The 22509-nt window shown below is 74.9% G+C and carries 18 protein-coding genes; 12 read left to right on the plus strand and 6 right to left on the minus strand.

What is annotated here, in order from left to right; genetic code table 11:
- Positions 1-6 precede the first annotated feature (6 nt).
- Positions 7-1113: a polyprenyl synthetase family protein gene (locus ACFY00_RS01640; RefSeq protein WP_388026169.1), complete on the minus strand. Its 1107-nt coding sequence runs from the start codon at positions 1111-1113 to the stop codon at positions 7-9.
- Positions 1114-1281: 168 nt separating this feature from the next.
- Here ACFY00_RS01640 and metF point away from each other — a divergent pair, with 168 nt between their 5' ends.
- Together metF and ACFY00_RS01650 are read left to right on the plus strand one after the other, a co-directional pair.
- Positions 1282-2196, plus strand: a complete 915-nt coding sequence (gene metF / locus ACFY00_RS01645) for a methylenetetrahydrofolate reductase [NAD(P)H] (RefSeq protein ID WP_388026171.1) — start codon at positions 1282-1284, stop codon at positions 2194-2196.
- A 129-nt stretch (positions 2197-2325) separates the two neighbouring features.
- Complete coding sequence (locus tag ACFY00_RS01650; protein ID WP_388026173.1) at positions 2326-3069, plus strand: hypothetical protein; 744 nt, start codon at positions 2326-2328, stop codon at positions 3067-3069.
- Between the two features lie 7 nt (positions 3070-3076).
- Here ACFY00_RS01650 and ACFY00_RS01655 read toward each other — a convergent pair whose 3' ends face one another.
- Together ACFY00_RS01655 and ACFY00_RS01660 are read right to left on the minus strand one after the other, a co-directional pair.
- Complete coding sequence (locus ACFY00_RS01655) at positions 3077-4465, minus strand: phytoene desaturase family protein (protein ID WP_388026174.1); 1389 nt, start codon at positions 4463-4465, stop codon at positions 3077-3079.
- Positions 4466-4476: 11 nt separating this feature from the next.
- Positions 4477-5118 carry a DUF4126 domain-containing protein gene (locus tag ACFY00_RS01660; protein WP_388026175.1) on the minus strand — a complete coding sequence of 214 codons (642 nt, stop codon included), beginning with the start codon at positions 5116-5118 and terminating at the stop codon, positions 4477-4479.
- A gap of 484 nt (positions 5119-5602) precedes the next feature.
- On the opposite strand from ACFY00_RS01660, the gene ACFY00_RS01665 reads away from it, so the two are divergent.
- The 3 genes from ACFY00_RS01665 (at position 5603) to ACFY00_RS01675 (ending at position 7552) form a co-directional block, all read left to right on the plus strand.
- On the plus strand, positions 5603-6088 hold the full coding sequence (locus ACFY00_RS01665) for an SAV_6107 family HEPN domain-containing protein (RefSeq protein WP_388026176.1): 486 nt from the start codon (positions 5603-5605) through the stop codon (positions 6086-6088).
- Positions 6089-6191: 103 nt separating this feature from the next.
- A complete protein-coding gene (locus ACFY00_RS01670; RefSeq protein WP_388026177.1) occupies positions 6192-6944 on the plus strand; it encodes a methyltransferase domain-containing protein in 753 nt (250 codons plus the stop codon).
- A 230-nt stretch (positions 6945-7174) separates the two neighbouring features.
- Positions 7175-7552: a DUF3040 domain-containing protein gene (locus tag ACFY00_RS01675; RefSeq protein ID WP_033256829.1), complete on the plus strand. Its 378-nt coding sequence runs from the start codon at positions 7175-7177 to the stop codon at positions 7550-7552.
- A 91-nt stretch (positions 7553-7643) separates the two neighbouring features.
- Here the strand turns inward: ACFY00_RS01675 and ACFY00_RS01680 are convergent, their stop codons facing one another.
- The 3 genes from ACFY00_RS01680 to ACFY00_RS01690 are packed head-to-tail and all read right to left on the minus strand — an operon-like array spanning position 7644 to position 12335.
- Positions 7644-10064, minus strand: a complete 2421-nt coding sequence (locus ACFY00_RS01680) for a transglutaminaseTgpA domain-containing protein (protein WP_388026179.1) — start codon at positions 10062-10064, stop codon at positions 7644-7646.
- Entirely contained in the window at positions 10061-11386 is a 1326-nt protein-coding gene (locus ACFY00_RS01685; RefSeq protein WP_388026180.1) for a DUF58 domain-containing protein, read from the minus strand. The genes ACFY00_RS01680 and ACFY00_RS01685 overlap by 4 nt, the downstream gene beginning before the upstream one ends.
- 1 nt (position 11387) lies before the next feature.
- Positions 11388-12335 carry an AAA family ATPase gene (locus ACFY00_RS01690; RefSeq protein ID WP_388026571.1) on the minus strand — a complete coding sequence of 316 codons (948 nt, stop codon included), beginning with the start codon at positions 12333-12335 and terminating at the stop codon, positions 11388-11390.
- A gap of 728 nt (positions 12336-13063) precedes the next feature.
- Here ACFY00_RS01690 and rsmH point away from each other — a divergent pair.
- From rsmH to murD, 7 genes are all read left to right on the plus strand, one after another.
- Positions 13064-14032, plus strand: a complete 969-nt coding sequence (gene rsmH / locus ACFY00_RS01695; protein ID WP_388026182.1) for a 16S rRNA (cytosine(1402)-N(4))-methyltransferase RsmH — start codon at positions 13064-13066, stop codon at positions 14030-14032.
- Between the two features lie 125 nt (positions 14033-14157).
- Positions 14158-14643 (plus strand): cell division protein FtsL, encoded by a 486-nt coding sequence (locus ACFY00_RS01700; protein ID WP_388026183.1) that lies wholly within the window; start codon positions 14158-14160, stop codon positions 14641-14643.
- The gene (locus ACFY00_RS01705; protein WP_388026185.1) at positions 14640-16844 is read left to right on the plus strand and encodes a penicillin-binding transpeptidase domain-containing protein; all 2205 of its coding nucleotides are present in this window, start codon (positions 14640-14642) and stop codon (positions 16842-16844) included. Before ACFY00_RS01700 ends, ACFY00_RS01705 begins: the two co-directional genes overlap by 4 nt.
- Positions 16845-16944: 100 nt before the next feature.
- Positions 16945-18612 (plus strand): UDP-N-acetylmuramoyl-L-alanyl-D-glutamate--2,6-diaminopimelate ligase, encoded by a 1668-nt coding sequence (locus ACFY00_RS01710; protein ID WP_388026186.1) that lies wholly within the window; start codon positions 16945-16947, stop codon positions 18610-18612.
- A complete protein-coding gene (gene murF / locus ACFY00_RS01715; protein ID WP_388026188.1) occupies positions 18609-20012 on the plus strand; it encodes a UDP-N-acetylmuramoyl-tripeptide--D-alanyl-D-alanine ligase in 1404 nt (467 codons plus the stop codon). The genes ACFY00_RS01710 and murF overlap by 4 nt, the downstream gene beginning before the upstream one ends.
- On the plus strand, positions 20009-21070 hold the full coding sequence (mraY, locus tag ACFY00_RS01720) for a phospho-N-acetylmuramoyl-pentapeptide-transferase (RefSeq protein WP_388026190.1): 1062 nt from the start codon (positions 20009-20011) through the stop codon (positions 21068-21070). Before murF ends, mraY begins: the two co-directional genes overlap by 4 nt.
- Positions 21055-22497, plus strand: a complete 1443-nt coding sequence (murD, locus tag ACFY00_RS01725) for a UDP-N-acetylmuramoyl-L-alanine--D-glutamate ligase (RefSeq protein ID WP_388026192.1) — start codon at positions 21055-21057, stop codon at positions 22495-22497. Before mraY ends, murD begins: the two co-directional genes overlap by 16 nt.
- Positions 22498-22509 lie beyond the last annotated feature (12 nt).

Consider the following 22509-nt stretch of genomic DNA (forward strand, 5'->3'; position numbering starts at 1 on the left):
CCCCCGTCAGTACTTGCGGACCGTCGCCGCCTCGGCCAGCGCCCGGAGCACCCCGCGGGTGGGCCCGTCGGCGATCGGGGCCGCGTCCAGGGCGTCCAGCGCCTCGGTGAGCAGCGCGTCGATCCGGGCCTCCACCAGCTCCGGGGCGCCGCTGAGGGTGATCAGGTCGCGGAGCTCGGCGGTCTCCTCGGCGGTGAGGCCGGGGGCGCCGAGCCGGGCGTCGAGGTGGGCGGCGTCGGCCCGGCCGAGGCCGCGCATGGCGTGCGCGACCAGCAGGGTGCGCTTGCCCTCGCGCAGGTCGTCCCCGGCGGGCTTGCCGGTGACGGCGGGGTCGCCGAAGACGCCCAGCAGGTCGTCGCGGAGCTGGAACGCCTCGCCCAGCGGCAGGCCGAAGCCGCCGAGGGCGTCGACCAGCCCGGGGGCGGCGCCGGCCAGCAGCGCGCCGACCTGGAGCGGGCGCTCGATGGTGTACTTCGCGGACTTGTAGTGCAGGACGGTCCGGGCCCGGTCGATCGCCCCGTCGTCGGTGGAGTCGCCCGCGACCGGCTCCAGCACGTCCAGGTACTGGCCGAGCATGACCTCGGTGCGCATCAGGTCGAAGGCGGGCTTGGCGGCCGCCACGGCCGCGGCGGGCAGCCCGGAGCGCTGGAACAGCTCGTCGCACCAGATCAGCAGCAGGTCGCCCAGCAGCACCGCCGCGGACGCCCCGTACTGCTCGCGGTCGCCGCGCCAGCCGCCCGCCCGGTGCAGGTTCTCGAAGCGGCGGTGGACGGCGGGCAGGCCGCGGCGGGTGTCGCTGCGGTCCATCAGGTCGTCGTGCACCAGGGCGCTGGCCTGCAGCAGCTCCAGCGCGGCGGCGGCCCGCTCGATGCCGGGCTCGTCCGCGGCGCCCCCGGCGGCCCGCCAGCCCCAGTAGCAGAACGCGGGACGCAGCCGCTTGCCGCCGTCCAGCAGGAAGTCGCGCAGCGCGTCGGAGACCGGTCCCAGCTGCTCGGAGATGCCGGAGAGCAGCGCCGCCCGCTCGACCATGAACGCGCCGAGCGCGCGGTTCACGCGGTCGCGCACGTCCTCCGCGTCGACGGGGTTGCGGGGAAGGCGGATGGAGGAGGGCACCTGAGACTCCGGATCGTGGGGCTGACAGTCAGATTAACGCTCCCGCCGGGGTGACCCGTTCCCCCGCCGCCCGGCCGCCCTGAGCCGTCCGGCCGAAGATCTCAAGTGGCGTCTCAGCCGGTGGACGGCGCTTGTCCGCGCCGAGCCGCCGACGGATAACCTTCCTGCATGGCACTCGGGATTCCCTCCACCAGAAGCGACCACGCACAGACCGTGCGCGACCTGCTGGCGGCCGGCGACCGCTCCTTCTCCTTCGAATTCATGCCGCCGCGCAACGAGGAGGGCGAGCGCAAGCTCTGGGACGCGATCCGACGGGTCGAATCCCTGGAGCCCAACTTCGTCTGCATGACCTACGGCGCGGGCGGCTCCTCGCGCGGCCGCACCGTCGACCTGGTCGGCCGGATCGCCACCGAGACCACCCTGACCCCGGTCGCCCACATCACCGCCGTCGACCACTCGGTCGCCGAGCTGCGCAACATCATCGGCCAGTACGCCGACCAGAACGTGCGCAACGTGCTCGCGGTCCGCGGCGACCCGCCCGGCGACCCGATGGGCGAGTGGGTCCGCCACCCCGAGGGCGTCACCTACGCCGCCGAACTGGTCGAACTGATCAAGGGCATCGGCGACTTCTGCGTCGGCGTCGCGGCGTTCCCGCAGATGCACCCGCGCTCCGGCAACTGGGACGAGGACATCCGGCACTTCGTCGCCAAGTGCCGGGCGGGCGCGGACTACGCGATCACCCAGATGTTCTTCGAGGTCGAGGACTACCTGCGGCTGCGCGACCGGGTCGCCGCGGCGGGCTGCGACACGCCGATCATCCCGGAGATCATGCCGGTCACCAACAGCCGCCAACTGGTGCGCTTCCCGCAACTGTCCGGCTCCGACTTCCCGGACGACTTCCGCCGCAAGCTGGAGTCCGTCATCGACGACCCGGCCGCCGTCCGCGCCGTGGGCCTGGAACACGCCACCGCCATGGCCGAACGCCTCCTCGCCGAGGGCGCCCCGGGGCTGCACTTCATCACGCTGAACCACTCCACCTCGACCCTGGAGATCTACCAGAACCTGGGCCTGCACACCCGCTGAGCGACGGCTGCCGGGAGGCGTTGCGTGCGGCCGTTGTGCGGGTGTGGTCCGGGATGCGGTGGTGTTTGCCCGGAGGCTGTACAGTCGCCCGCAACCGCGCGGTGATGGTGGCGTCTGGAGGTTGCGGGGATGGGCATCGGATACCTGCTCCTCTACGGCGCGTTGGCCCTGGTCGCGCTCTGGCTGACCGCCGAACTGCTGCTGCAGAACCGGGCTCCGCTGTACTCGCGGGCGCTCGCGCTGCTGGGCTTCCTCGGGGTGGTCGTCGGGATGCGGTCCTCCTCGGTGGCGGTGATAGTGGCGGGCGCGGCCGGGTTCGGGTTGGGCCAGTTGCTGGTGACCAACTCGGTCCGGCGCGGCGGTCCGGTGGGCTGGTCGTTGCGTCGCGCCGACGGCCGACTGCCCGGGCCGTTGGCGAAGGTCCCGCTGCTGGCCGCGGCCACCGGTGGGGCGGCCGCCGCCGAGGCCGTCGCGGAGCCGGTGGTGCCGGTCGGCGAGGTCGGCCCGGTCGAGGACGAGGTGCCCGACCCGTACGACGGGCAGTCCGCCGCGTACGAGGAGTTCCAGCAGCTCGACGCCGGCGTCTACGCGGAGGAGCAGGTCGCCTACCAGGTCCCGCAGCAGCCGCAGTACGGCTACGCGCAGCAGGCCGACTACGGCTACCAGTACCAGCAGCAGTACGTCCCGCAGCAACAGCAACAGCAACAGCAGCCGCAGCAGCCGCAGTTGCAGCTGATCGGCTACGACCAGTACGGCCAGCCGGTCTACCAGGACCCGTACACCCAGCAGCAGTACCAGCAGCCGTACATCCCGCCGCAGCAGCAACCGCAGCCGCAGCAGGACCAGAACTGGTACTACCAGCAGCAGTACTGACGCCCCGTCAGGCCGGTCCGAGCAGCCCGGCGGTGATCGAGGCGGACATCCCGACCCGGGCCAGCCCGCCGCCGGGGTGGGCGTGCGCGCCGATCAGGTACAGGCCCGCCGGGCCGGGGCGGTTGGCCTGGGCGAGGTGGCCGCCGGCCAGCGAGGGGGGCGGGAGGGTGGCGGTGAGCCGGGTCTCCCGCCAGCGCAGCCGGGGGCGCAGGTCGAGGCCGGACGCGGCCAGGTGGGTGAGCAACTCCTCGGCGTAGGCTTCCTGTTCGGCGTCGGTGAGGGCGAGTCCGCCGGGCACGGTGACGGTCAGCACGGCGGCCTCCGCGTCCGGGCCGGGCACCAGCGCGGGGTCGTCCGGGCGCAGCACCTGCACGGTGGGCCGGGTCGGCAGCGTCCGCTGCGCGAACACCGCCCGGGCCTCGGCGGCCCCGTCCGCGGCGTGCACCACGGTGCGGTGCGCGGTGCCCGCCGGACGGGCGCCGTCCAGCGCGAGCAGCACGGTGAACCGGCCCGGCGCGGGCTCGGCCGGGGCGGCCACGCCCAGCCCGGGCACCGCGGAGAGGACCGCGTCCGCCGTCAGCACCCCCTCGTCCGTGCGCACCCCCACCACCCGCTCGCCGTCCCGCTCCAGGGCCCGGACGGGGGTGCCGAAGCGGAACTCCACGCCGCGCTTCCCGCACCGCTCGAACACCGCGTTGGCGAGCGCCCGCAGGCCGCCGTCCACGTACCAGACGCCGAACGACTGCTCCATGTACGGCAGGACGGTCGCCGAGGCGGGCGCGGCCAGCGGGTCCAGGCCGTGGCGCAGCGCGTACTCGCCCAGCAGCGCCGCCGGGCCCGGGCCGCCGCCCAGCTCGCGGGCCACGTCGCCCAGGGTGTGCCGCCCGCGCGGCAGCAGCCGGGACAGGCCGCGGCGCGGCGGCACCGGGTACGGGTCGGCCGGGTCGACGGCCGGTCGCGGCTCCTCCAGCAGCGGGCGGCGGGTCGCCTCCCACACCGTGCGGCCCCGGTTGACCAGTTCGCCCCAGCGCGCCCCGGTGCCCGCCCCGAACGCCGCGTCCAGCGCCTGGCCGACCCCGCCCCGGGAGGCGTTCGGCAGCAGCAGCTCGGTGCCGTCCGGGAACAGGTGCCGACTCTCGGGGTCGACCGGCCGCAGCCCGACCAACTGCTCCAGCGGCTCGCGCCCGGTCTTCAGCGCCCAGTCCCGGTAGACGGCGGGCAGCGTGAGCAGCCCGGGCCCGGTGTCGAACCCGAACCCCTCCCGCCGGTACGCCCCCACCTGCCCGCCGTGCGTCGCGGTCGCCTCCAGCACCGTCACCCGGTGCCCGAGGGTGGCCAACCGGGAGGCGGCCGCCAGACCGCCCATGCCTGCGCCGACGACGATGATCCGAGCCATGGCAGAAGATCCTATGCGCCCCCGGCGGTCGGCCGTCCCGCCGCCCGGTCCGTCGCCCCCGCCCCCGCCCGGCGGGCCGCGCGGCGTTCCCGGCGGCGCAGCCAGAAGCGGCGGATCCGGGTCACCGCGAACCACACCAGCAGCACGCCGAGGGCCAGCAGCACGGCCGCGACGGAGGCGGCCAGCCAGGGGTGGAAGATCGCCAGGGTGACCAGGCCGGCCACCGAGAGGTCCTCGGCCAGGCTGAGCAGGATGTTGGAGGCCGGTTCGGGGGAGGTGTTGACGGCCATCCGCAGGCCCGCCTTGACGCCGTGGCTGAGCAGGGCCGTCGTCCCGCCGACCGCGCCCGCGGCCACCTCGCCCAGCGAGCCGGGGTCGTGCGCGGCCAGCAGCGCGCCGACCGTCGCCCCGGCGATCGGGCGGATCACGGTGTGCACGGCGTCCCAGGCGGTGTCCACGTACGGGATCTTGTCCAGCACGGCCTCGCAGAGGAACAGCGCCCCGGCCGCCAGCAGCACGTCGGTGCGCTCCAGCACCGGCGGCACCGAGTCCGCCCCGCCGTACCGGCCGAACAGGCCCAGCAGCAGGACCACGGCGTACGCGTTGATCCCGCTCGCCCAGCCGCTGGTGAAGATCAGCGGAACGGCCCCCACGGCGGCCCCCTTCGACGCCTCCCGCCCGGCCCTCGGGCGGGACGGGCACACCGTACCCGGCCGGGGGCGCGGCGCGGGAGGGCGGAGCGGCGGCGGCGACTGAGTATCCGTACTCAGGCGGCCGGTTGAGTACCCGCACGGATACCGGCAGTCCCCGCGTGGCGGCAGAGTGGTGCGCACCGGGAAGGCCGCCGCCGGGCGGAGCCACCCGGAAGCGCTTGGGGCCGGGCCGCCGCTCAGGGGGAACGGCGGCCTGCACCACACGGCCCGGAGCGCGACCAGCGGCCGGAACGAGGGGGCCGGGCACCGCCGACACGGGGCGGCGGAGCCCGGCCCCCTCCCCCCGGGGGGGAATCGGGGGACCGGCCGTGGGGGAGGACGGAACGGGGTCGGGGGGCCCCGAGTTGTCAGACCCCCCGTTCACGATGGATGCATGCGCGGACCAGCCGGTCCGGGCAAGGTCCGGAGTGAACGGGGGAGACCCATGACCATCAGTCGTCCTGAGCCTGTCGCCCGCCCTGCCGTCGATCAGCCCGTCCTGCCCAGCACCCGCGGCAGCGACGTCCACCCGGTGCTGCGCCGGGGTTCCGCCCCGCCCGCCGCGCTCGAACTGCTCCGGCACGCGCACCGCACCCTGGTGCACGCCCGCAGTCGACAGGACCCGCTGGAGCGCTACGCCACCGCCCACCTCGCCGCGCTGCGCGCCACCGCCGCGGTGCTCGCCGTCCGCGGCCGCCCGGTGCGCCACCCGCGCCGCCGCCAGGCGATCCGCCCCGCGTGGGAGTTGCTACCCGAGGTCGCGCCCGAACTCGCCGAGTGGGCCGCCTACTTCGCGGCCGGGGCGCGCCGCCGGGCGGCCGCCGAGGCCGGCATCACCGGCGCCGCCGGCGAGCGGGACGCGGACGACCTGATCCGCAACACCGCCCTGTACCTGCGGATAGTGGAGCGAATACTCGCCCTGCACCCCTGAGCGGCCCGGTCGCCCGGCGCTGCGCCGCACCCCGGCCGTTCGGTTCCGGCCGATAAGGTGGGGGCGTTCCCGCCGTGGAAGACCTGCCAAGAGGGGTGCCGCCTTGTATCCGACTCGTCCCCGCAGTGCGCTGCGTACCGCCGTGGTGTGGGAGGTGGTGCGGGAGGCGCTGGAGCGGCGCTCCGCCGAGCTCGGGCGGCCGGTGCTGGAGGTCGTCGACACCGGTGGCGGCACGGGCAACTTCGCCGTGCCCGTGGCCAGGCTCGGCCACCGGGTCACCGTGGTCGACCCGAGCCCCGACGCGCTGTTCGCGCTGGAGCGCCGGGCCGCCGAGGCCGGGGTCACCGAGCTGGTCCGGGCCGTCCAGGGCGACGCGCAGACGCTGCCCGACCTCGTCCCGGCCGGATCGGTCGACGCGGTGCTGTGCCACGGCGTCCTGGAGGTCGTCGACGACCCGGCGGAGGCGCTGGGCAACCTGGTGGGCACCCTGGGCAAGGGCGGCCTGGTCAGCCTGCTCGCCGCCAACCGCAACGGCGCGGTGCTGGCCCGCGCGGTGGCCGGCCAGTTCACCGAGGCCCGCACCGCGCTGGACGCCCCGGACGGCCGCTGGGGCGCGGGCGACCCGATGCCCCGCCGCTTCACCGGCGAGCAGTTGGACGGGCTGGCCACCGCCGCCGGACTGCGGGTCACCTCGGTGCACGGCATCCGGGTCTTCGCCGACCTCGTCCCCGGCGTCCTGGTCGACACCGAGCCCGGCGCGCTGGACGCCCTGCTCAAGCTGGAGCTCGCCGCCGCCGAGCAGCCCGCCTTCCACGCCGTGGCCACCCAGCTCCACCTGCTGGCCGAGGCGATCTGATCCTCCGCGGGGGGCACCAAGCGGGCCCTCCGCTCGTTGCAGGGGGTGCGGGCCCCGACGAGGTGGCCCGAGCCACGCCTGATTGACCACGCCGAACCGCGGCCGTGGACCGTATGATCTGGGTAAAGCCGGTAAGCATGACGGCCATACCCGTGGGGCATATGGACCACACAGGCCCGAGCCAGGGGTGGCGGACCGGTCGCCCCGCGACCGACGAGTAGGAGGACTCCGTGCCGCTCTCGGAGCACGAGCAGCGACTGCTCGAGCAGATGGAGCGAGCGCTGTACGCCGAAGATCCCAAGTTCGCGTCAGCGCTCGAGGGAACCGGCCTGCACACCTACACCCGTCGGCGGGTCTACCTGGCCGTGGCGGGGTTCGTGGCGGGCATCGCGCTGCTCATGGGCGGCCTGGTCGCGCAGGTCATCTGGGTCAGTGTGGTCGGGTTCCTGGTGATGCTTGGTTGTGCGGTCCTCGCGGTCACCGCGTGGCGGCGCGGCCCGGCCGGACACGGACCACGGCAGGCGGCCGCGCCACGCCGGAAGTCCGGTGTCGTGGATCGAATGGAACAGCGCTGGCAGCGGCGCCGCGACGAGCAGAGCGGCCTGTAGCAGCGACCGGAACGCAACGCAACGTGAAGGATCCGCCCCGGGAGAGGAACCCTCTCCCGGGGCGGATCCTTTCGCCTGCGCCCCCGGCGGGCTAGACGCCGTCCTTCCGGCGCCGCCGGAACGGCCCGGTCACGGCCGCGCGGACCGCCGCCACCCGTTCGGCCGTGCGCTCGCGGCGGGCCGCGGCCCGGTCCTGGGCGCGCCACCACAGCCGCACCGCGGAGGCGGGCAGCAGCAGCGCGCGCAGCCGCCGGGTGCGGGTGGCGCGGACCCGCAGCGCCTCGCGGGCGGTGCGGACGTCGCCGCCCAGGTGCGGGGGCGCGCCGGAGTCGCGGGCGTACATGACGCGCTCGGTGGCGAGGGCGACCCGGCCCGCGGCGGCCGCGGAGTCGGCGTCGAGGCGGGCGTCCTCGGCGAGCCGCCGGACGGCGTTGCGCGGGGTGCGGGCCTCGTCCGGCGGGATGCCCAGGTCCCAGGCGGAGTCGACGAGTTCGGCCCAGGCGGCGAGCACCTGCTCGTCGGTGAGCGGCGGCCCGCCCGCGCCGGGCAGGTGGCGTCCGGCGCCGAGGCGGCGTCGGCGCAGCCTGGTGCGCCAGAGCATCGGGAAGGCCAGCGTCGCGAGCAGCAGCAGGACGGCGAGGACGGTGACCAGCGCGGGCCAGGTCCGCCACCAGGGCGTCTCGACGGTCTTGTGCTCGACCACGACGCTCTCGTCCGCGCAGTCGCCGATCTTGTGCTGCTGCGGGGGGCAGCTGCTGGAGGCGGACGGCTGGGCGGAGGGCTGCGCGCTGGGCGCGGCGCTGCTGGGCGCGGTGCTGGGCGCGCTGCTCGGCGCGGTCTGCTGCACGGAGTACAGCGGGGTGCTGCCCCGGTTCGGGGTGGGCTCGAAGCGCATCCAGCCGTAGCCGTTGAAGTACAGCTCGGGCCAGGCGTGGTAGTTGGAGCTGCGCACCACCCGGTCGGCGCCGTTGCCCGCGCCCGGGGTGAAGCCGATCGCGACCCGGGCGGGGATGCCCAGCGAGCGGGACATCGCGGCCATGGTGGCGGCGAAGTGGACGCAGAAGCCCTCCTTGTCCTGGAGGAACTTGGCGATGGCGTCCGGCCCGGTGCGCGCGTCGATCTTGGTGTTGTAGGTGAAGCCGCCGCTGGTGAAGTACTGCTGCAGGGCGACGGCCTGGTCGTACGGGGTGGTCTTGCCCTTGGTGACGTCCCGGGCGGTGTCGGCCACCACGGACGGCAGGTTGGCGGGCAGGCCCAGGTAGCGCCTGGCGATGTCGGGCGGGGCGGCGCCGGCGCCGCGCAACTGGGCGGCGGTGGCGTTGACGGTGACCGAGCCGACGGCGTACTTCAGGCCCTTGCTCTTCTGGCCGTTGGTGCCGTTGACGGTGCGCCCGACCGGGTCGAAGCGCCAGTTCGAGTTGTTCGGCAGGTCCACCCAGGACATCGGGTAGGGCATCGGCAGCCAGGTGGTGTTGAGCCGGTCGGAGACCGTGATGTCGGTGCGGACCGGGGTGGTCGGCAGGTTCGGGGAGAGGCCCTCGGGGGCGGGCATGGTGGTGGGCACCTGCTCCGGGTCCTGGTCCCCGGTCAGCCACTCCTGGCCGTTGAACTCGCTGAGCGCGGCGACCCGCAGGTAGAGCTGGTCGGCGTCGGGCGAGTCGGTGGAGAAGGTCAGCAGCTCGGTGTCGTCGCTGGAGCGCAGGTTGGCGGTGAGCGCGACGACCAGGTTGAGCGACTGCTCGCCGCCGTTGCCGTTGCCGCTGCCGCCGCCCTCGCCGCCGTGGTTGCCCACCTTGTCGAACAGGCCGGTGCCGACCGCGGGGGCGAACACCGGCAGCAGGACGGCGGCGGCCAGCGCGATCACGCCGATCCGGCGGCCGCCGTTGGACAGGGCCACGGCCGAGCGGCCGGTGCCGTGGAAGACCCGGCCCCAGCGGGTGAGCCGGTCCTGGCCCTCGGTGTAGAGCAGCGCCAGGTAGCCCGCGGCCGCGAACAGGAACCACAGCCACATGCCGCCCGGCGAATCGGCCAGGCCGCCCGCCACCGAGTACAGGGCCAGCAGCGGCAGGCCCGCGGCGGCGGCCCGGCGGTAGGTGACCGCCAGGGTGTCGACCAGCACGGCGACCAGGGCGACCGAGCCGACCACGATCATCCGCAGGCCGTCGCTGGCCGGGGCGGGGATCGCGTACTCCTGCATGTCGGTGCCGCCGTTGCTCAGCAGCGTGGACACCGCGTCCAGCGCCTTCGGGCCGGGCAGCAGGCCCGCGGTCATCGCGGACTGCACGGTGGTCAGCAGCAGCACGTACAGCACCACGAGGAGCTGCAGCGGCGGCACCAGGGCCCGGGGGAGCGGCAGGGCGCGCAGCCCGGCCCCGGCGCCGGCCGCGACGGCGATCATCAGCAGCCCGTGCGGGGCGAAGGCGAAGGAGTCCTGGAACAGCGGGGACAGGCACAGCGCCGCCAGGGCGGTGGCCAGGGCCGCGCAGAGCGTCAACTTGGCCCGGGTGGTCACGCGCCGACCTCGTCTCGGTAGGGAACGGTGGTGTTCTGGGTGCGGTCCGCGGCCCGCCACAGGGCGGGCAGCGAGTCGCCGGCCCGCACCGGCAGCACGGTCCAGCCGGACTCGCGCAGCCGGGTGACCCGTGCGGTCAGCTGCTCGTCCCCGGTCTCCGGCAGCAGGTGCCGCAGGCCCGCCCAGGTGCCGGTGTCCAGCAGCAGGACGACCGCGCCGCCGGTGCGACGGCGCAGCCGGGCCAGCCGCTCGACCTGCTCCTCGTCCAGTTCGCCGACGACCGCGACCAGCAGGCCCTCGCCGCCGAGCCGGAGCACCTCCTCGGCGCGGGCCAGGGTGCCGCCGTCGGAGTGCTCGACCACGGCCAGCGAGTCCAGCAGCATGCCGACGGACTCGGCGGCGCTGGCGCCGCCGGCGGCCCCCGGGTCGGGCACCGAGAAGCCGGTGTCGGTGAGCAGCCGGGTGCGGTAGCCGCGCTGCACCAGGTCGACCGAGACCGAGGCGGCGCAGGACACCGCCCACTCGAACGAGGAGGCCGGGCCGGAGCCGCGGTGCGCGCTCTCCCGGGTGTCCAGCAGCACGGTGGCGCGGGCCTGCAGCGGCTGCTCCTCCCGGCGCACCATCAGCTCGCCGTACCGGGCGGTGGACTTCCAGTGCACCCGGCGCAGGTCGTCGCCGTGCCGGTACTCGCGCGGGATGACGTCGTCGTCACCGGCCAGCGCCAGGGTGTGGCTGTTGGAGTCGCCCTGCCCGGCGGACTCGCCGGGCAGCCGCACCGGCGGCAGGTCCTGGACCTGCGGGACGACGGTCAGCACGTCGGCGGCGCTGAACGCGCGGGTCAGCTCGCACATCCCGAACGGGTCGGACAGCCGCAGCTGCAGCGGGCCCAGCGGGTAGCGGCCGCGCAGGTCGGAGCGGACCCGGTAGGACACCTCGCGGAAGCCGCGCGGCTCGACCCGGTCCAGCACGAAGCGCGGGCGCGGGCCCAGCACGTACGGGACCTTGTCCTCCAGCAGCAGCAGGCCGGTGGGCACCCGGGAGACGTTGTCCAGCCGCAGGTGCACCCGGGCCTCCTGCCCGGCCGCGGCCCGCTGCGGGCTGAGCCGGCGGCCGGAGGCGACCCGGTAGCGGGTGCGCACCAGCATCGCGGCGGCCGCCAGCGGCAGCACCGCCAGCAGCACGCCGACCTGGAGCAGGGCGGCCTGGCCGAACACGAACGCGCAGACGGCGGCGGTCAGCCCGGCCGCGAGGAAGGAGCGCCCCCGGGTGGTGAGCCCGCGCAGGGCGGCGCGCACCCCGGAGGCACTGGCGGTGCGCGCCACCTCAGCGGCCCTGCGGGCGCGGGATGGGGAGTCGGGCCACCAGGTCGAGCACGACCTGCTCGACCGTGCGGCGGCTCAGCTGGGTCTCCGAGGTGGGCAGCAGGCGGTGCGCCAGCACGGGGGCGGCGAGCACCTGGATGTCGTCCGGGAGCACGTAGTCGCGGCCCTCCAGGGCGGCGTGCGCGCGGGCCGCGCGGACCAGGTGCAGGGTGGCCCGGGGGGAGGCGCCGAGCCGCAGCTCGGGGCTGGTGCGGGTGGCGGCGACCAGGTCGACGGCGTACCGGCGGACCGGGTCGGCGACGTAGACGGTCTTCACCAGCTCGATCAGCTTGAGCAGGTCGGCGGCGTGCGCGACCGGCTGCAGGTCGTTCAGCGGGTTGGCCGCGGAGTGCAGGTCGAGCATCGCGAACTCGGCCTCGGCGCTGGGGTAGCCGATCGAGATCCGGGCCATGAAGCGGTCGCGCTGGGCCTCGGGCAGGGCGTAGGTGCCCTCCATCTCGACCGGGTTCTGGGTGGCGATCACCATGAACGGCGAGGGCAGTTCGTGGGTGGTGCCGTCGATGGTGACCTGGCGCTCCTCCATCGACTCCAGCAGCGCCGACTGGGTCTTCGGCGAGGCCCGGTTGATCTCGTCGCCGACCACGATCTGCGCGAAGATCGCGCCGGGCCGGAACTCGAAGTCCCGCTGGTGCTGGTCGAACACGTTGGTGCCGGTCACGTCGGACGGCAGCAGGTCCGGGGTGAACTGGATGCGCCGCACCGTGCAGTCCACCGAGCGGGCCAGCGCCTTGGCGAGCATGGTCTTGCCGACGCCCGGCACGTCCTCCAGCAGCAGGTGGCCCTCGGCGAGGAGCACCGTGAGCGCGATCCGGACGGCCTCCGGCTTGCCCTCGATCACGCTTTCCACGGACTTCCGGACCCGGTCGACCACCGCCGCCAGCTCCGCCATCCCGGCCGGTTCCCTCCGGTCGTAGCGGCCCGACTCCGACTGCTCCGTGCCCTGCCCGTTGATGGTCGTCACCCGTAAGCTCCCATGTTGCACAGTCGCCGGGCGGCTGGTTCGAGCCCGGCCCACCCCGAATACGTGGCGCATTCTTCCCTGTCGCACGGCCAGAAGTCACCCGCCCGGGCGAGACGCGAAGGCTGTCCCGGTTTGGGACGGGGGCCGGGCCCCCACGGTTTCCTCCGCGGGCGGCGAATTCCGCCCGGCGCGTCCGCCGCCGTCCGCCGCGCGGCCCGTTCGGACGGCTCCGCCCCGGTTCGCCCGGCGCGCCCGCCCCGGCTCCGCGCCCCGCCCCGTCACCGCCCACCGCGCCGCCCCGCGGACCCCCGGCCACCGGCCCGACCTGCGCGGACCGATACCGCCGCCCGGGTGGTGCGCCGGAGCGGGGCGTTGACTGCCGGGGCGCGGGCGATAGGCTGCAGGCGCAGTGGAGCACGGCGGACGGCGCCCGGCAACCGGGCGGTGCGGCCGCTCTCCCGCCGGGTCGGCCCGCCCGTACGCAGCCCGCGGCCTCCTCCCGCTCCGTGACCACCTGGCGCACCTTCCCCGGTGCCGGGCGGTCGCTCCTTCCCCCGAGCGAGCGGGCGGGGACCACGGGCGGCGTGCGGCCCGACCCGCCCGGTGCGCGAGAATGGCCCGGCCACACCGCACCTGAGGAAGGGCCCCGCCCCCGTATGAGTACCGACAGCCCCGCCCCCCGGCACGTCCCGGTGATGCTGGAGCGCTGCCTGGACGCCCTCGCTCCGGCGATCTCGGCGCCCGGCGCCGTCGTGGTGGACGCCACCCTGGGCCTGGGCGGCCACAGCGAAGCCCTGCTGACCCGCTTCCCGGACGTCCGCCTGATCGCCGTCGACCGCGACCCGCAGGCCCTGGAGCTCTCCGCCCGGCGGCTCGCCCCGTTCGGCGACCGGGCCACCCTGGTGCACGCCGTGTACGACGAGATCCCGCGCGTCCTGGACGAGTTGGGCGTCCCCGAGGTGCACGGCGTGCTGTTCGACCTCGGCGTCTCCTCGATGCAGCTGGACGAGGCCGACCGCGGTTTCGCCTACTCCCAGGACGCCCCGCTGGACATGCGGATGGACCAGACCCGCGGCATCTCCGCCGCCGAGGTGCTCAACACCTACAGCCACGGCGACCTGGCCCGGATCCTCAAGGTCTACGGCGAGGAGCGGTTCGCCGGGAAGATCGCCTCCGCGGTGCTGCGCGAGCGCGAGCGGGAACCGTTCACCACCAGCGCGCGTCTGGTGGAGTTGGTGCGCAACGCCATCCCGGCGGCCACCCGGCGCACCGGCGGCAACCCGGCCAAGCGGACCTTCCAGGCGCTGCGGATCGAGGTCAACGGCGAGCTGGAGGTGCTGGACCGGGCGATCCCCGGCGCGCTGGACGCCCTCGCGGTGGGCGGCCGGATCGTGGTGATGTCCTACCAGTCGCTGGAGGACCGCCTGGTGAAGCAGTACTTCCAGGCCGGTGCCACCTCCACCGCCCCACCGGGCCTGCCGGTGGTCCCCGAGGAGCTCCAGCCCTGGCTGAAGCTCCTCACCCGCGGAGCCGAACTGGCCACCGAGGAGGAGATCGAGGAGAACCGGCGCGCCGCGCCCGTACGGTTGCGCGTGGCGGAGAGGATCAGACGGACCCGGAGGTAGCCAGCCGCCGGGAGCAGCGGAGCGAGGGGAGTGGAGCGGTGCCGGTGGCCGGCGAGCGGACCCGGGGGAACGTCCCCGGGCAGGGGGGCAGGGCGCGGATCACCGTCCGGCCCGGAGCGCGCTCGATGCGGGGGCGCACCCCGTTCGCGGTGCTGGTGGTCGCCCTGCTGTCGGCCGGGCTGCTCGGGCTGCTGATGCTCAACACCGCCCTGAACGAAGGGTCGTTCACCCTCGCCCGGCTCAGGAAGCAGACCACCGAGGCCACCGACCAGCAGCAGACCCTGCAGCAGCAGATCGCCCAGCAGTCCGCGCCCGACGCGCTGGAGCAGCGGGCCCGGGCGCTCGGCATGGTCCCCGGCGGCGACCCCGCCTTCCTCAACCCGGACGGCAGCGTCACCGGCAAGGCCAAGCCCGCCGAGGACAAGCCGCCGGTGCCGCGCCCCAGCGCCGCCGACCCGTCCGCCGCCGTCTCCGCCCCCGCAGCCTCCGGCCCCGCCTCGCCCGGCGCGGGCGCGAACCCCGCCGACCCCGGCATCGACCTCGCCCCCGCCCCGCCCGTCAGCCCCTCGCCCGGCCCGTCCGGCAGCCCGTCCGCCGGGGCGCAGCGGTGAGCCGCCCGCCCGGCGACGCGCCCCGCCCGCGCCGCACCCCGCCCGGCTCCGGCGCGCCCCGCTCCGGCACGCCCCGCCCCGCCGCGCCCCGCGCCGGGTCCGCGGGCCGCGGCGGCACCGGCCGGGCCGCCGAGCAGCCGCCGCGCCGCCGGGTCGGCGAGCCGCGCCGCGCCGCCGACGGCGCCCCCGCCCGTCCGGGCCGGCCGCGCGCCGCCGCCGGGCACCGCGAGGTCGCCCCGCCGCGCCCGAGCGCCCGCCCGGCCCGCCGTCCGGCGCCGCCGCGCCGCCCCGCCGCGTCCGGGCCGCGGACCATCAGGCTGGCCGATCCGCGGCGCCGGCTGCGGCTGGTGACGGTCTGCCTGCTGCTGGTCTTCGCGATCTTCGCGGGGCGGCTGGTGCAGCTGCAGCTGCTGGACTCCGACGCGCTGGCCGCCGCCGCGGGCGCCAACAAGTACGTGCGGGTGGCGCTGCCCGCCGAGCGCGGCTCGATCACCGCCGCGGACGGCACCGTGCTGGCCACCTCGGTCGACGCGTACGACATCACCGCCGACCCGACCATGTTCACCCCGGAGTCCGCCCACCTCCCGGACGCCCCGGAGCAGGCCGCGGCGCTGCTGGCGCCGGTCCTCGGGCAGCCGAAGGAGAAGCTGGCCGAGAAGCTGCACCCGAACAGCAAGAACCCGAAGAGCCAGTACGCGCTGCTGATGGCCCGGCAGTCCCCGGAGACCAAGAACCGGATCGCCGACCTGAAGGCCTCGCTGGCCAAGCAGGTCGACACCGCGGCCTGCCGCGCCCAGGTCCAACTGCTGAAGAAGCCCGCCGACAAGGGCGGCCGCCAGTTCCTGGACGCGGCCTGCGTGAACCCGCTGGCCGGGCTGTTCTGGGACCAGTCGACCCGGCGCAGCTACCCGGCGGGCGGGCTGGCCGCCAACCTGGTCGGCTTCGTCAACGCGGAGGGCGTCGGCACCGGCGGCCTGGAGCTGCAGTACCAGCAGCAACTGGCCGGGCAGGACGGCCACTCCACGTACGCCTCGGCGGGCGGCCGCCGGGTCGCCACCGCGGGCGGCGCCCGGCAGGACCCGGTGCCCGGCGCCGACCTGCGGCTGACCGTGAACCCGGACGTCCAGTGGGCCGCGCAGCGCGCCATCACCGACCAGGTCGCCAACGCCGGGGCGGAGAAGGGCTACGTGATCGTCCAGGACGTGAAGACCGGGCAGGTGCTGGCGATGGCCACCTCGCCCGGCTTCGACCCGAACGACCTGGCCTCGGCCCGTGCCGACCAGCTCGGCAACGCGGCCCTGCAGGACGCGTACGAGCCCGGCTCGACCGCGAAGCTGATGACCATGGCGGCGGTGCTGGACACCGGCAAGGCCAACTGGGACACCCACGTGGAGGTGCCCAACACGCTGCAGCGGGCCGACCGGGTGTTCCACGACGACGTGGACCACGAGACCTGGTACCTGACCCTGGCGGGCGTGCTCGCCAAGTCCTCCAACATCGGCACCATCGAGGCCGCCGAGCACCTGGGCGCCACCCAGGCCGAGTCCAACAAGGTGCTGGCCGACTACCTGGACCGGTTCGGCATCGGCAAGCCCAGCGGCCTGGGCTTCCCCGGCGAGACCCGCGGCATCCTGGCCAAGCCCGAGGACTGGAGCGGCTCGCAGCAGTACACCATCCCGTTCGGCCAGGGCCTGTCGGTGAACGCGCTGCAGGCCACCTCGGTGTTCTCCACCATCGCCAACGGCGGCGTGCGGGTCGCCCCCAGCCTGCTGGCCGGGACCACCGGGCCGGACGGGAAGTACACCCCGGCCCCCGCCGGGGCGCAGAACCGGGTGGTGTCGGAGCAGACCGCGAAGACCCTGACCGAGATGCTGGAGTCCGTCGTCACCGACGAGCAGGGCACCGGCAACACCGCGAAGATCCCGGGCTACCGGGTGGCCGGCAAGACCGGCACCGCGAACCGGGTGGACCCGAAGACCGGCAAGTACTCCGGGTACACCGCCTCCTTCATCGGCTTCGCGCCGGCCGACCGGCCCCGGGTGACGGTCTCCTGCGTCATCCAGGACCCGGTCAACGGGCACTTCGGCGGGCAGCTGTGCGGGCCCGTCTTCAAGCAGGTGATGGAGTTCACCCTCAAGACCCTCCAGGTCCCGCCGAGCGGCAGCGAGGCGCCGAACCTGCCCGTCGACTGGAAACCCTGAGATGAGCGACACCCCCCGGCGCGCGCAGCGCCCTGTGAGCAGCGTCACGGAGCAGGCCCGGTTTGGCCCCGGGGGGCGCGGGGCCGATAGCCTTCCGGCCGTGCCGAAACCCGATCAAACCCCCGCGAGCCCGCCCCGCCCCCGCCGCACCGCGGCGCTGCCCCTCGCCGAGGCGGCCCGGCTGCTCGGCCTGGCCCCCGTCGAGGGCCCCGAGGTCACCGGCGTCACCCACGACTCCCGGGCGGTGCGGCCCGGCGACGTGTACGTGGCCTTCCCCGGCGCCAACCACCACGGCGCGGCCTTCGCCGCCGCGGCGGCCGCCTCCGGCGCGGTCGCGGTGCTCACCGACGCCGCCGGGGCCGAACTGGCCGCCGACGCGGGCGTCCCGCTGCTGGTGGTGGAGAGCCCGCGCGCGGTGATGGGCGCGCTGGCCGCCGCGGTCTACGGGGCGCCCAGCGAGGGCATGCTGATGATCGGCCTGACCGGCACCAACGGCAAGACCACCACCTCCTACCTGGTCGAGGGCGGCCTGCGCGGAGCCGGTCGGCTGGCCGGGGTGATCGGCACCGTCGAGATGCGGGTCGGCGAGGAGCGGGTCAAGTCCGAGCGCACCACCCCCGAGGCCACCGAACTGCACGCCGTGCTCGGCGTGATGCGCGAGGCCGGGGCGGAGGCCGTGGTGATGGAGGTCTCCAGCCACGCGCTGGTGTACGGCCGCACCGACGGCGTGGTCTACGACGTCGCGCTGTTCAACAACCTGACGCCGGAGCACCTCGACTTCCACCCCGACATGGAGGACTACTACCGGGCCAAGGCCCGGCTGTTCGAGCCCGGCAAGGCCCGGCACGGCGTCGCCAACCGGGACGACTCCTACGGCCGCCGCCTGGCGGGCGAGGCCCGGATCCCGATGACCACCTTCTCCGCCTCAGGCGACCCGGCCGCCGACTGGCGCGCCGTCGACGTCCAGCCCGGCCCGGCCGGCTCCACGTTCCGGGTGGTCGGCCCGAACGGCGAGCGGGCCGAGGCCTCGGTGCCGCTGCCCGGCCCGTTCAACGTCTCCAACGCGCTCGGCGCGATCACCGCGCTGGTCACCGCGGGCGTCGACCTGGACGCGGCGGTGGCCGGGGTGGCCGCCGTCCCCGGGGTGCCCGGCCGGATGGAGAAGGTCGAGGCCGGCCAGGACTACGTCGCCGTGGTCGACTACGCCCACAAGCCGGACGCGCTCAGCTCCGTCCTCGCCTCGCTGCGCGAGGTCACCAAGGGCCGCCTGCACGTCGTCGTCGGCTGCGGCGGCGACCGCGACCCGTACAAGCGCGCCCCGATGGGCGCGATCGCCGCCCGGCTCGCCGACACCGCCGTCCTCACCAGCGACAACCCGCGCTCCGAGGACGCGCTGGCGATCCTCGCCACCATGCTCACCGGCGCCGCCGAGGTGCCGGAGGAGGAGCGCGGCGAGGTGCTCGCCGTCCCCGACCGGAGCGAGGCGATCGCCCTGGCGGTTGCCCGCGCGCACAGCGGGGACACGGTGCTGGTGGCGGGCAAGGGCCACGAACTCGGCCAGTACGTGAAGGGCGAGGTCCGCCCGTTCGACGACCGACAGGTCCTGCGGACCGCGATCGAGCAGCAGGGCGCCAGCGAGCCAAAGGCCGCGCCGGTGGCGAAAGAGACGGACGACAAGGGACGAAGGAGCGCCGGAGTGAGGAGCGTCGACACCGGGTCAGGAGCGGCCGGCAGCGAGCGGGCGAACAGCACGGAGGCGGAGCGATGATTTCCCTGACCCTCGCGGAGGCGGCGCAGGCCGTCGGCGGGACGCTCGACAGCGCGGACCCGCAGGCGTCGATCACCGGCGCCGTGGTGCACGACAACCGGCAGATCGAGCCCGGCGGGCTGTTCGTGTGCGTGGTCGGCGAGCGCGTCGACGGCCACGACTTCGCGGCGCGGGCCGTCGCCGACGGCGCGGTCGCGGTGCTCGCCACCCGGCCCGTCGGCGTGCCCGCGATCCTGGTCGACGACGTGGTGGTCGCCCTCGGCCGGCTCGCCCGCGCCGTGGTGGCCCGCTCCACCGAGGTGCGGATCGTCGGCCTGACCGGCTCCTCCGGCAAGACCTCCACCAAGGACCTGATCGCCCAGGTGCTGTCGAAGCACGGCGAGACGGTCTACGCGGCGGGCAACGCCAACAACGAGATCGGCCACCCGCTGACCGCGCTGCGGATCACCCCGGCCTCCCGTCACCTGGTGCTGGAGATGGGCGCCCGGCACAAGGGCGACATCGAGTACCTGACCGGCATCACCCCGCCCACCGTCGGCCTCGTCCTCAACGTGGGCTCCGCGCACCTCGGCGAGTTCGGCTCCCGCGAGGGCATCGCCGAGGCCAAGGGCGAGATGGTGGAGGCCCTCGCGCCCGAGGGCGTCGCGGTCCTCAACGCCGACGACCCGCTGGTGCGCGCGATGAGCAGCCGCACCAGGGCGAAGGTCGTGCTGTTCGGCGAGTCCCCGGACGCACACGTCCGGGCCACGGAAGTTCGCCTGGACGCCACCGGACGGCCACAGTTCACGCTCAGCACCCCGGCCGGTTCCGCACCCGTGCAGCTGCGCCTGTACGGTGAGCACCACGTCTCGAACGCCCTCGCCGCCGCCGCGGTGGCGGTGGAGCTCGGGATGCCCGTCGACCGCGTCGCCGAAGCACTCAGCGAGGCCGGTGCGCTGTCCCGCTGGCGCATGGAGGTGGTCGACCGGGCCGATGGCCTCACCGTCGTCAACGACGCCTACAACGCCAACCCGGAGTCCATGCGGGCGGCGCTGCGGGCCCTCGCGACGATGGCGGGCACCGGCCCGGAGCGCCGCCGCACCTGGGCGGTGCTCGGGGAGATGCGGGAGCTCGGCGAGGACAGCCTCGACGAGCACGACACCATCGGACGGCTCGCGGTGCGGCTCGACATCACCAAGCTGGTGGCGGTCGGCGGACGCGAGGCGGCCCGGATGGAACTGGGCGCGAGGAACGAAGGTTCGTGGGGTGAGGAGTCGGTGCTGGTGTCCGACGCGGACGCGGCGATCGAGCTGCTGCGCAGTCAGGTGCGGCCGGGGGACGTGGTCCTGGTGAAGGCGTCCCGTTCGGCGGGGCTGGAGAAGGTCGCCGAGGCGCTGCTGGCGGACGGTGCCGCGAAGTGAAGCAGATCCTCTTCTCCGGCATGATCGGCCTGGTGCTGACGCTGCTCGGCACCCCGGCCCTGATCAAGCTGCTCGCCCGGCACGGGTACGGCCAGTACATCCGCGACGACGGCCCCAAGGCGCACCACAGCAAGAAGGGCACGCCCACGATGGGCGGCATCGCCTTCATCCTGGCCACCCTGATCGCCTACTTCGCGACCAAGGCGATAACGGGCGAAGTGCCCACCGCCTCCGGCCTGCTGGTGCTGTTCCTGACCACCGGCCTGGGCCTGGTCGGCTTCCTGGACGACTACATCAAGGTGGTCAAGCGCCGCTCGCTGGGCCTGCGGGCCAAGGCGAAGCTGCTGGGCCAGTCCTTCGTCGCCCTCGCCTTCGCCCTCCTGGCCATGCAGTTCAGCGACAGCCGCGGCCTGACCCCGGCCTCCACCAAGCTGTCCTTCGTGCAGGACTTCACGTGGTCGATCGGCCCGGTGCTGTTCGTCATCTGGGCCTACTTCCTGATCGCCGCGATGTCCAACGGCGTCAACCTGACGGACGGTCTGGACGGCCTGGCCACCGGCGCCTCGGTGATGGTCTTCGGCGCCTACACCTTCATCGGCCTGTGGGAGCACGGCCAGAACTGCGCCTACGCGATCAAGGCCACCGCGTCCTGCTACGACGTCCGCGACCCGCTGGACCTCGCCGTGGTCGCCGCCGCGCTGATGGGCTCCTGCTTCGGCTTCCTGTGGTGGAACACCTCGCCCGCCAAGATCTTCATGGGCGACACCGGCTCGCTGGCCCTCGGCGGCGCGCTGGCCGGCCTGGCCATCGTCTCCCGCACCGAGCTGCTGCTCGCCGTCCTCGGCGGCCTGTTCGTGATCATCACCCTTTCGGTGATCATCCAGGTCGGCTCGTTCCGGATGACCGGCAAGCGCGTTTTCAAGATGGCGCCGCTGCAGCACCACTTCGAGCTCAAGGGCTGGAGCGAAGTCCTGATCGTGGTCCGGTTCTGGATCATCCAGGGCCTGTGCGTGGCCGTCGGACTCGGACTCTTCTACGCGGGATGGGTGACCAAGTGAACAACCCGGAGTGGGCCGGGCTGCCGGTCGTCGTCGCAGGACTCGGTCTCTCCGGGATCAGCGCCGCCCGCGTCCTGCACGGGCTCGGCGCGCACGTCACCGTGGTGGACGGCGGGGACGGCCCGGGCCTGCGGGCCAAGGCCGCCGACCTCACCGGACAGGGCGTGGCCGTCCGCCTCGGCGACGGCGCCACCCTGCCGCCCGGCACCGCCCTGGTCGTCACCTCGCCCGGCTGGGCCCCGGACAGCCCGCTGTTCGCCGCCGCCGCGGCGGCCGACGTCCCGGTCTGGGGCGACGTCGAACTCGCCTGGCGGCTGCGCACCCCGCACCCCGCCACCGGCGAGCCGGCCCCCTGGCTGGCCGTCACCGGCACCAACGGCAAGACCACCACCGTCCAGATGCTGGCCTCCATCCTCACCGCCGCGGGCAGGCGCACCGCCGCCGTCGGCAACGTCGGCGTCTCGGTGCTGGACGCCGTGCTGGCCGAGGAGCCGTACGACGTGCTGGCCGTCGAGCTCTCCAGTTACCAGCTGCACTGGGCGCCCTCGCTGCGGGTGCACTCCGCCGCGGTGCTCAACCTCGCCCCCGACCACCTGGACTGGCACGGCTCGATGGAGGCGTACGCCGCCGACAAGGGCCGGATCTACGAGGGCAACCAGGTCGCCTGCGTCTACAACCTGGCCGACCCCGCCACCGAGGCGCTGGTCCGCGAGGCCGACGTGGAGGAGGGCTGCCGCGCGGTCGGCTTCGGCCTGGACGCGCCCGCCGTCTCCAACCTCGGTGTGGTGGACGGGCTGCTGGTCGACCGGGCGTTCGTCGCCGACCGGGCCAACTCGGCCGCCGAGCTGGGCGCCGTCGCCGACGTCAACCCCCCGGCCCCGCACAACGTCGCCAACGCGCTGGCCGCCGCCGCGCTGGCCCGCGCCTACGGCGTGGACGCCAAGGCCGTCCGGGACGGGCTGCGCGCCTTCACCCCCGACGCGCACCGGATCGCGCAGGTCGCCGAGATCGACGGCGTGACCTACGTCGACGACTCCAAGGCCACCAACACCCACGCCGCCGCCGCCTCGCTGGCCGCCTACCGGCCGGTGGTGTGGATCGCGGGCGGCCTGGCCAAGGGCGCCACCTTCGACGAGCTGGTCGCCGACGCGGCGCCCCGGCTGCGAGCCGCGGTGCTGATCGGCCAGGACCGGCAGCTGATCCGGGAGGCGCTGGAGCGACACGCCCCGGAAGTCCCGGTCCTCGAGCCCGCCCCGGGCCAGACTGGCGCCGAGGCGATGACCGCGGTCGTCGCGGCCGCGGCCGCCGCCGCCGAGAAGGGCGACACCGTCCTGCTGGCACCGGCCTGCGCGTCGATGGACATGTTCACCAACTACGGTGAGCGCGGCGACCTGTTCGCCGCCGCCGTCCGGGCCCTGCAACCCTGAAGCACGCACCAC

It is taken from the genome of Kitasatospora sp. NPDC001540, from assembly GCF_042894345.1.
GTDB classification, from domain to species: domain Bacteria; phylum Actinomycetota; class Actinomycetes; order Streptomycetales; family Streptomycetaceae; genus Kitasatospora; species Kitasatospora phosalacinea_C.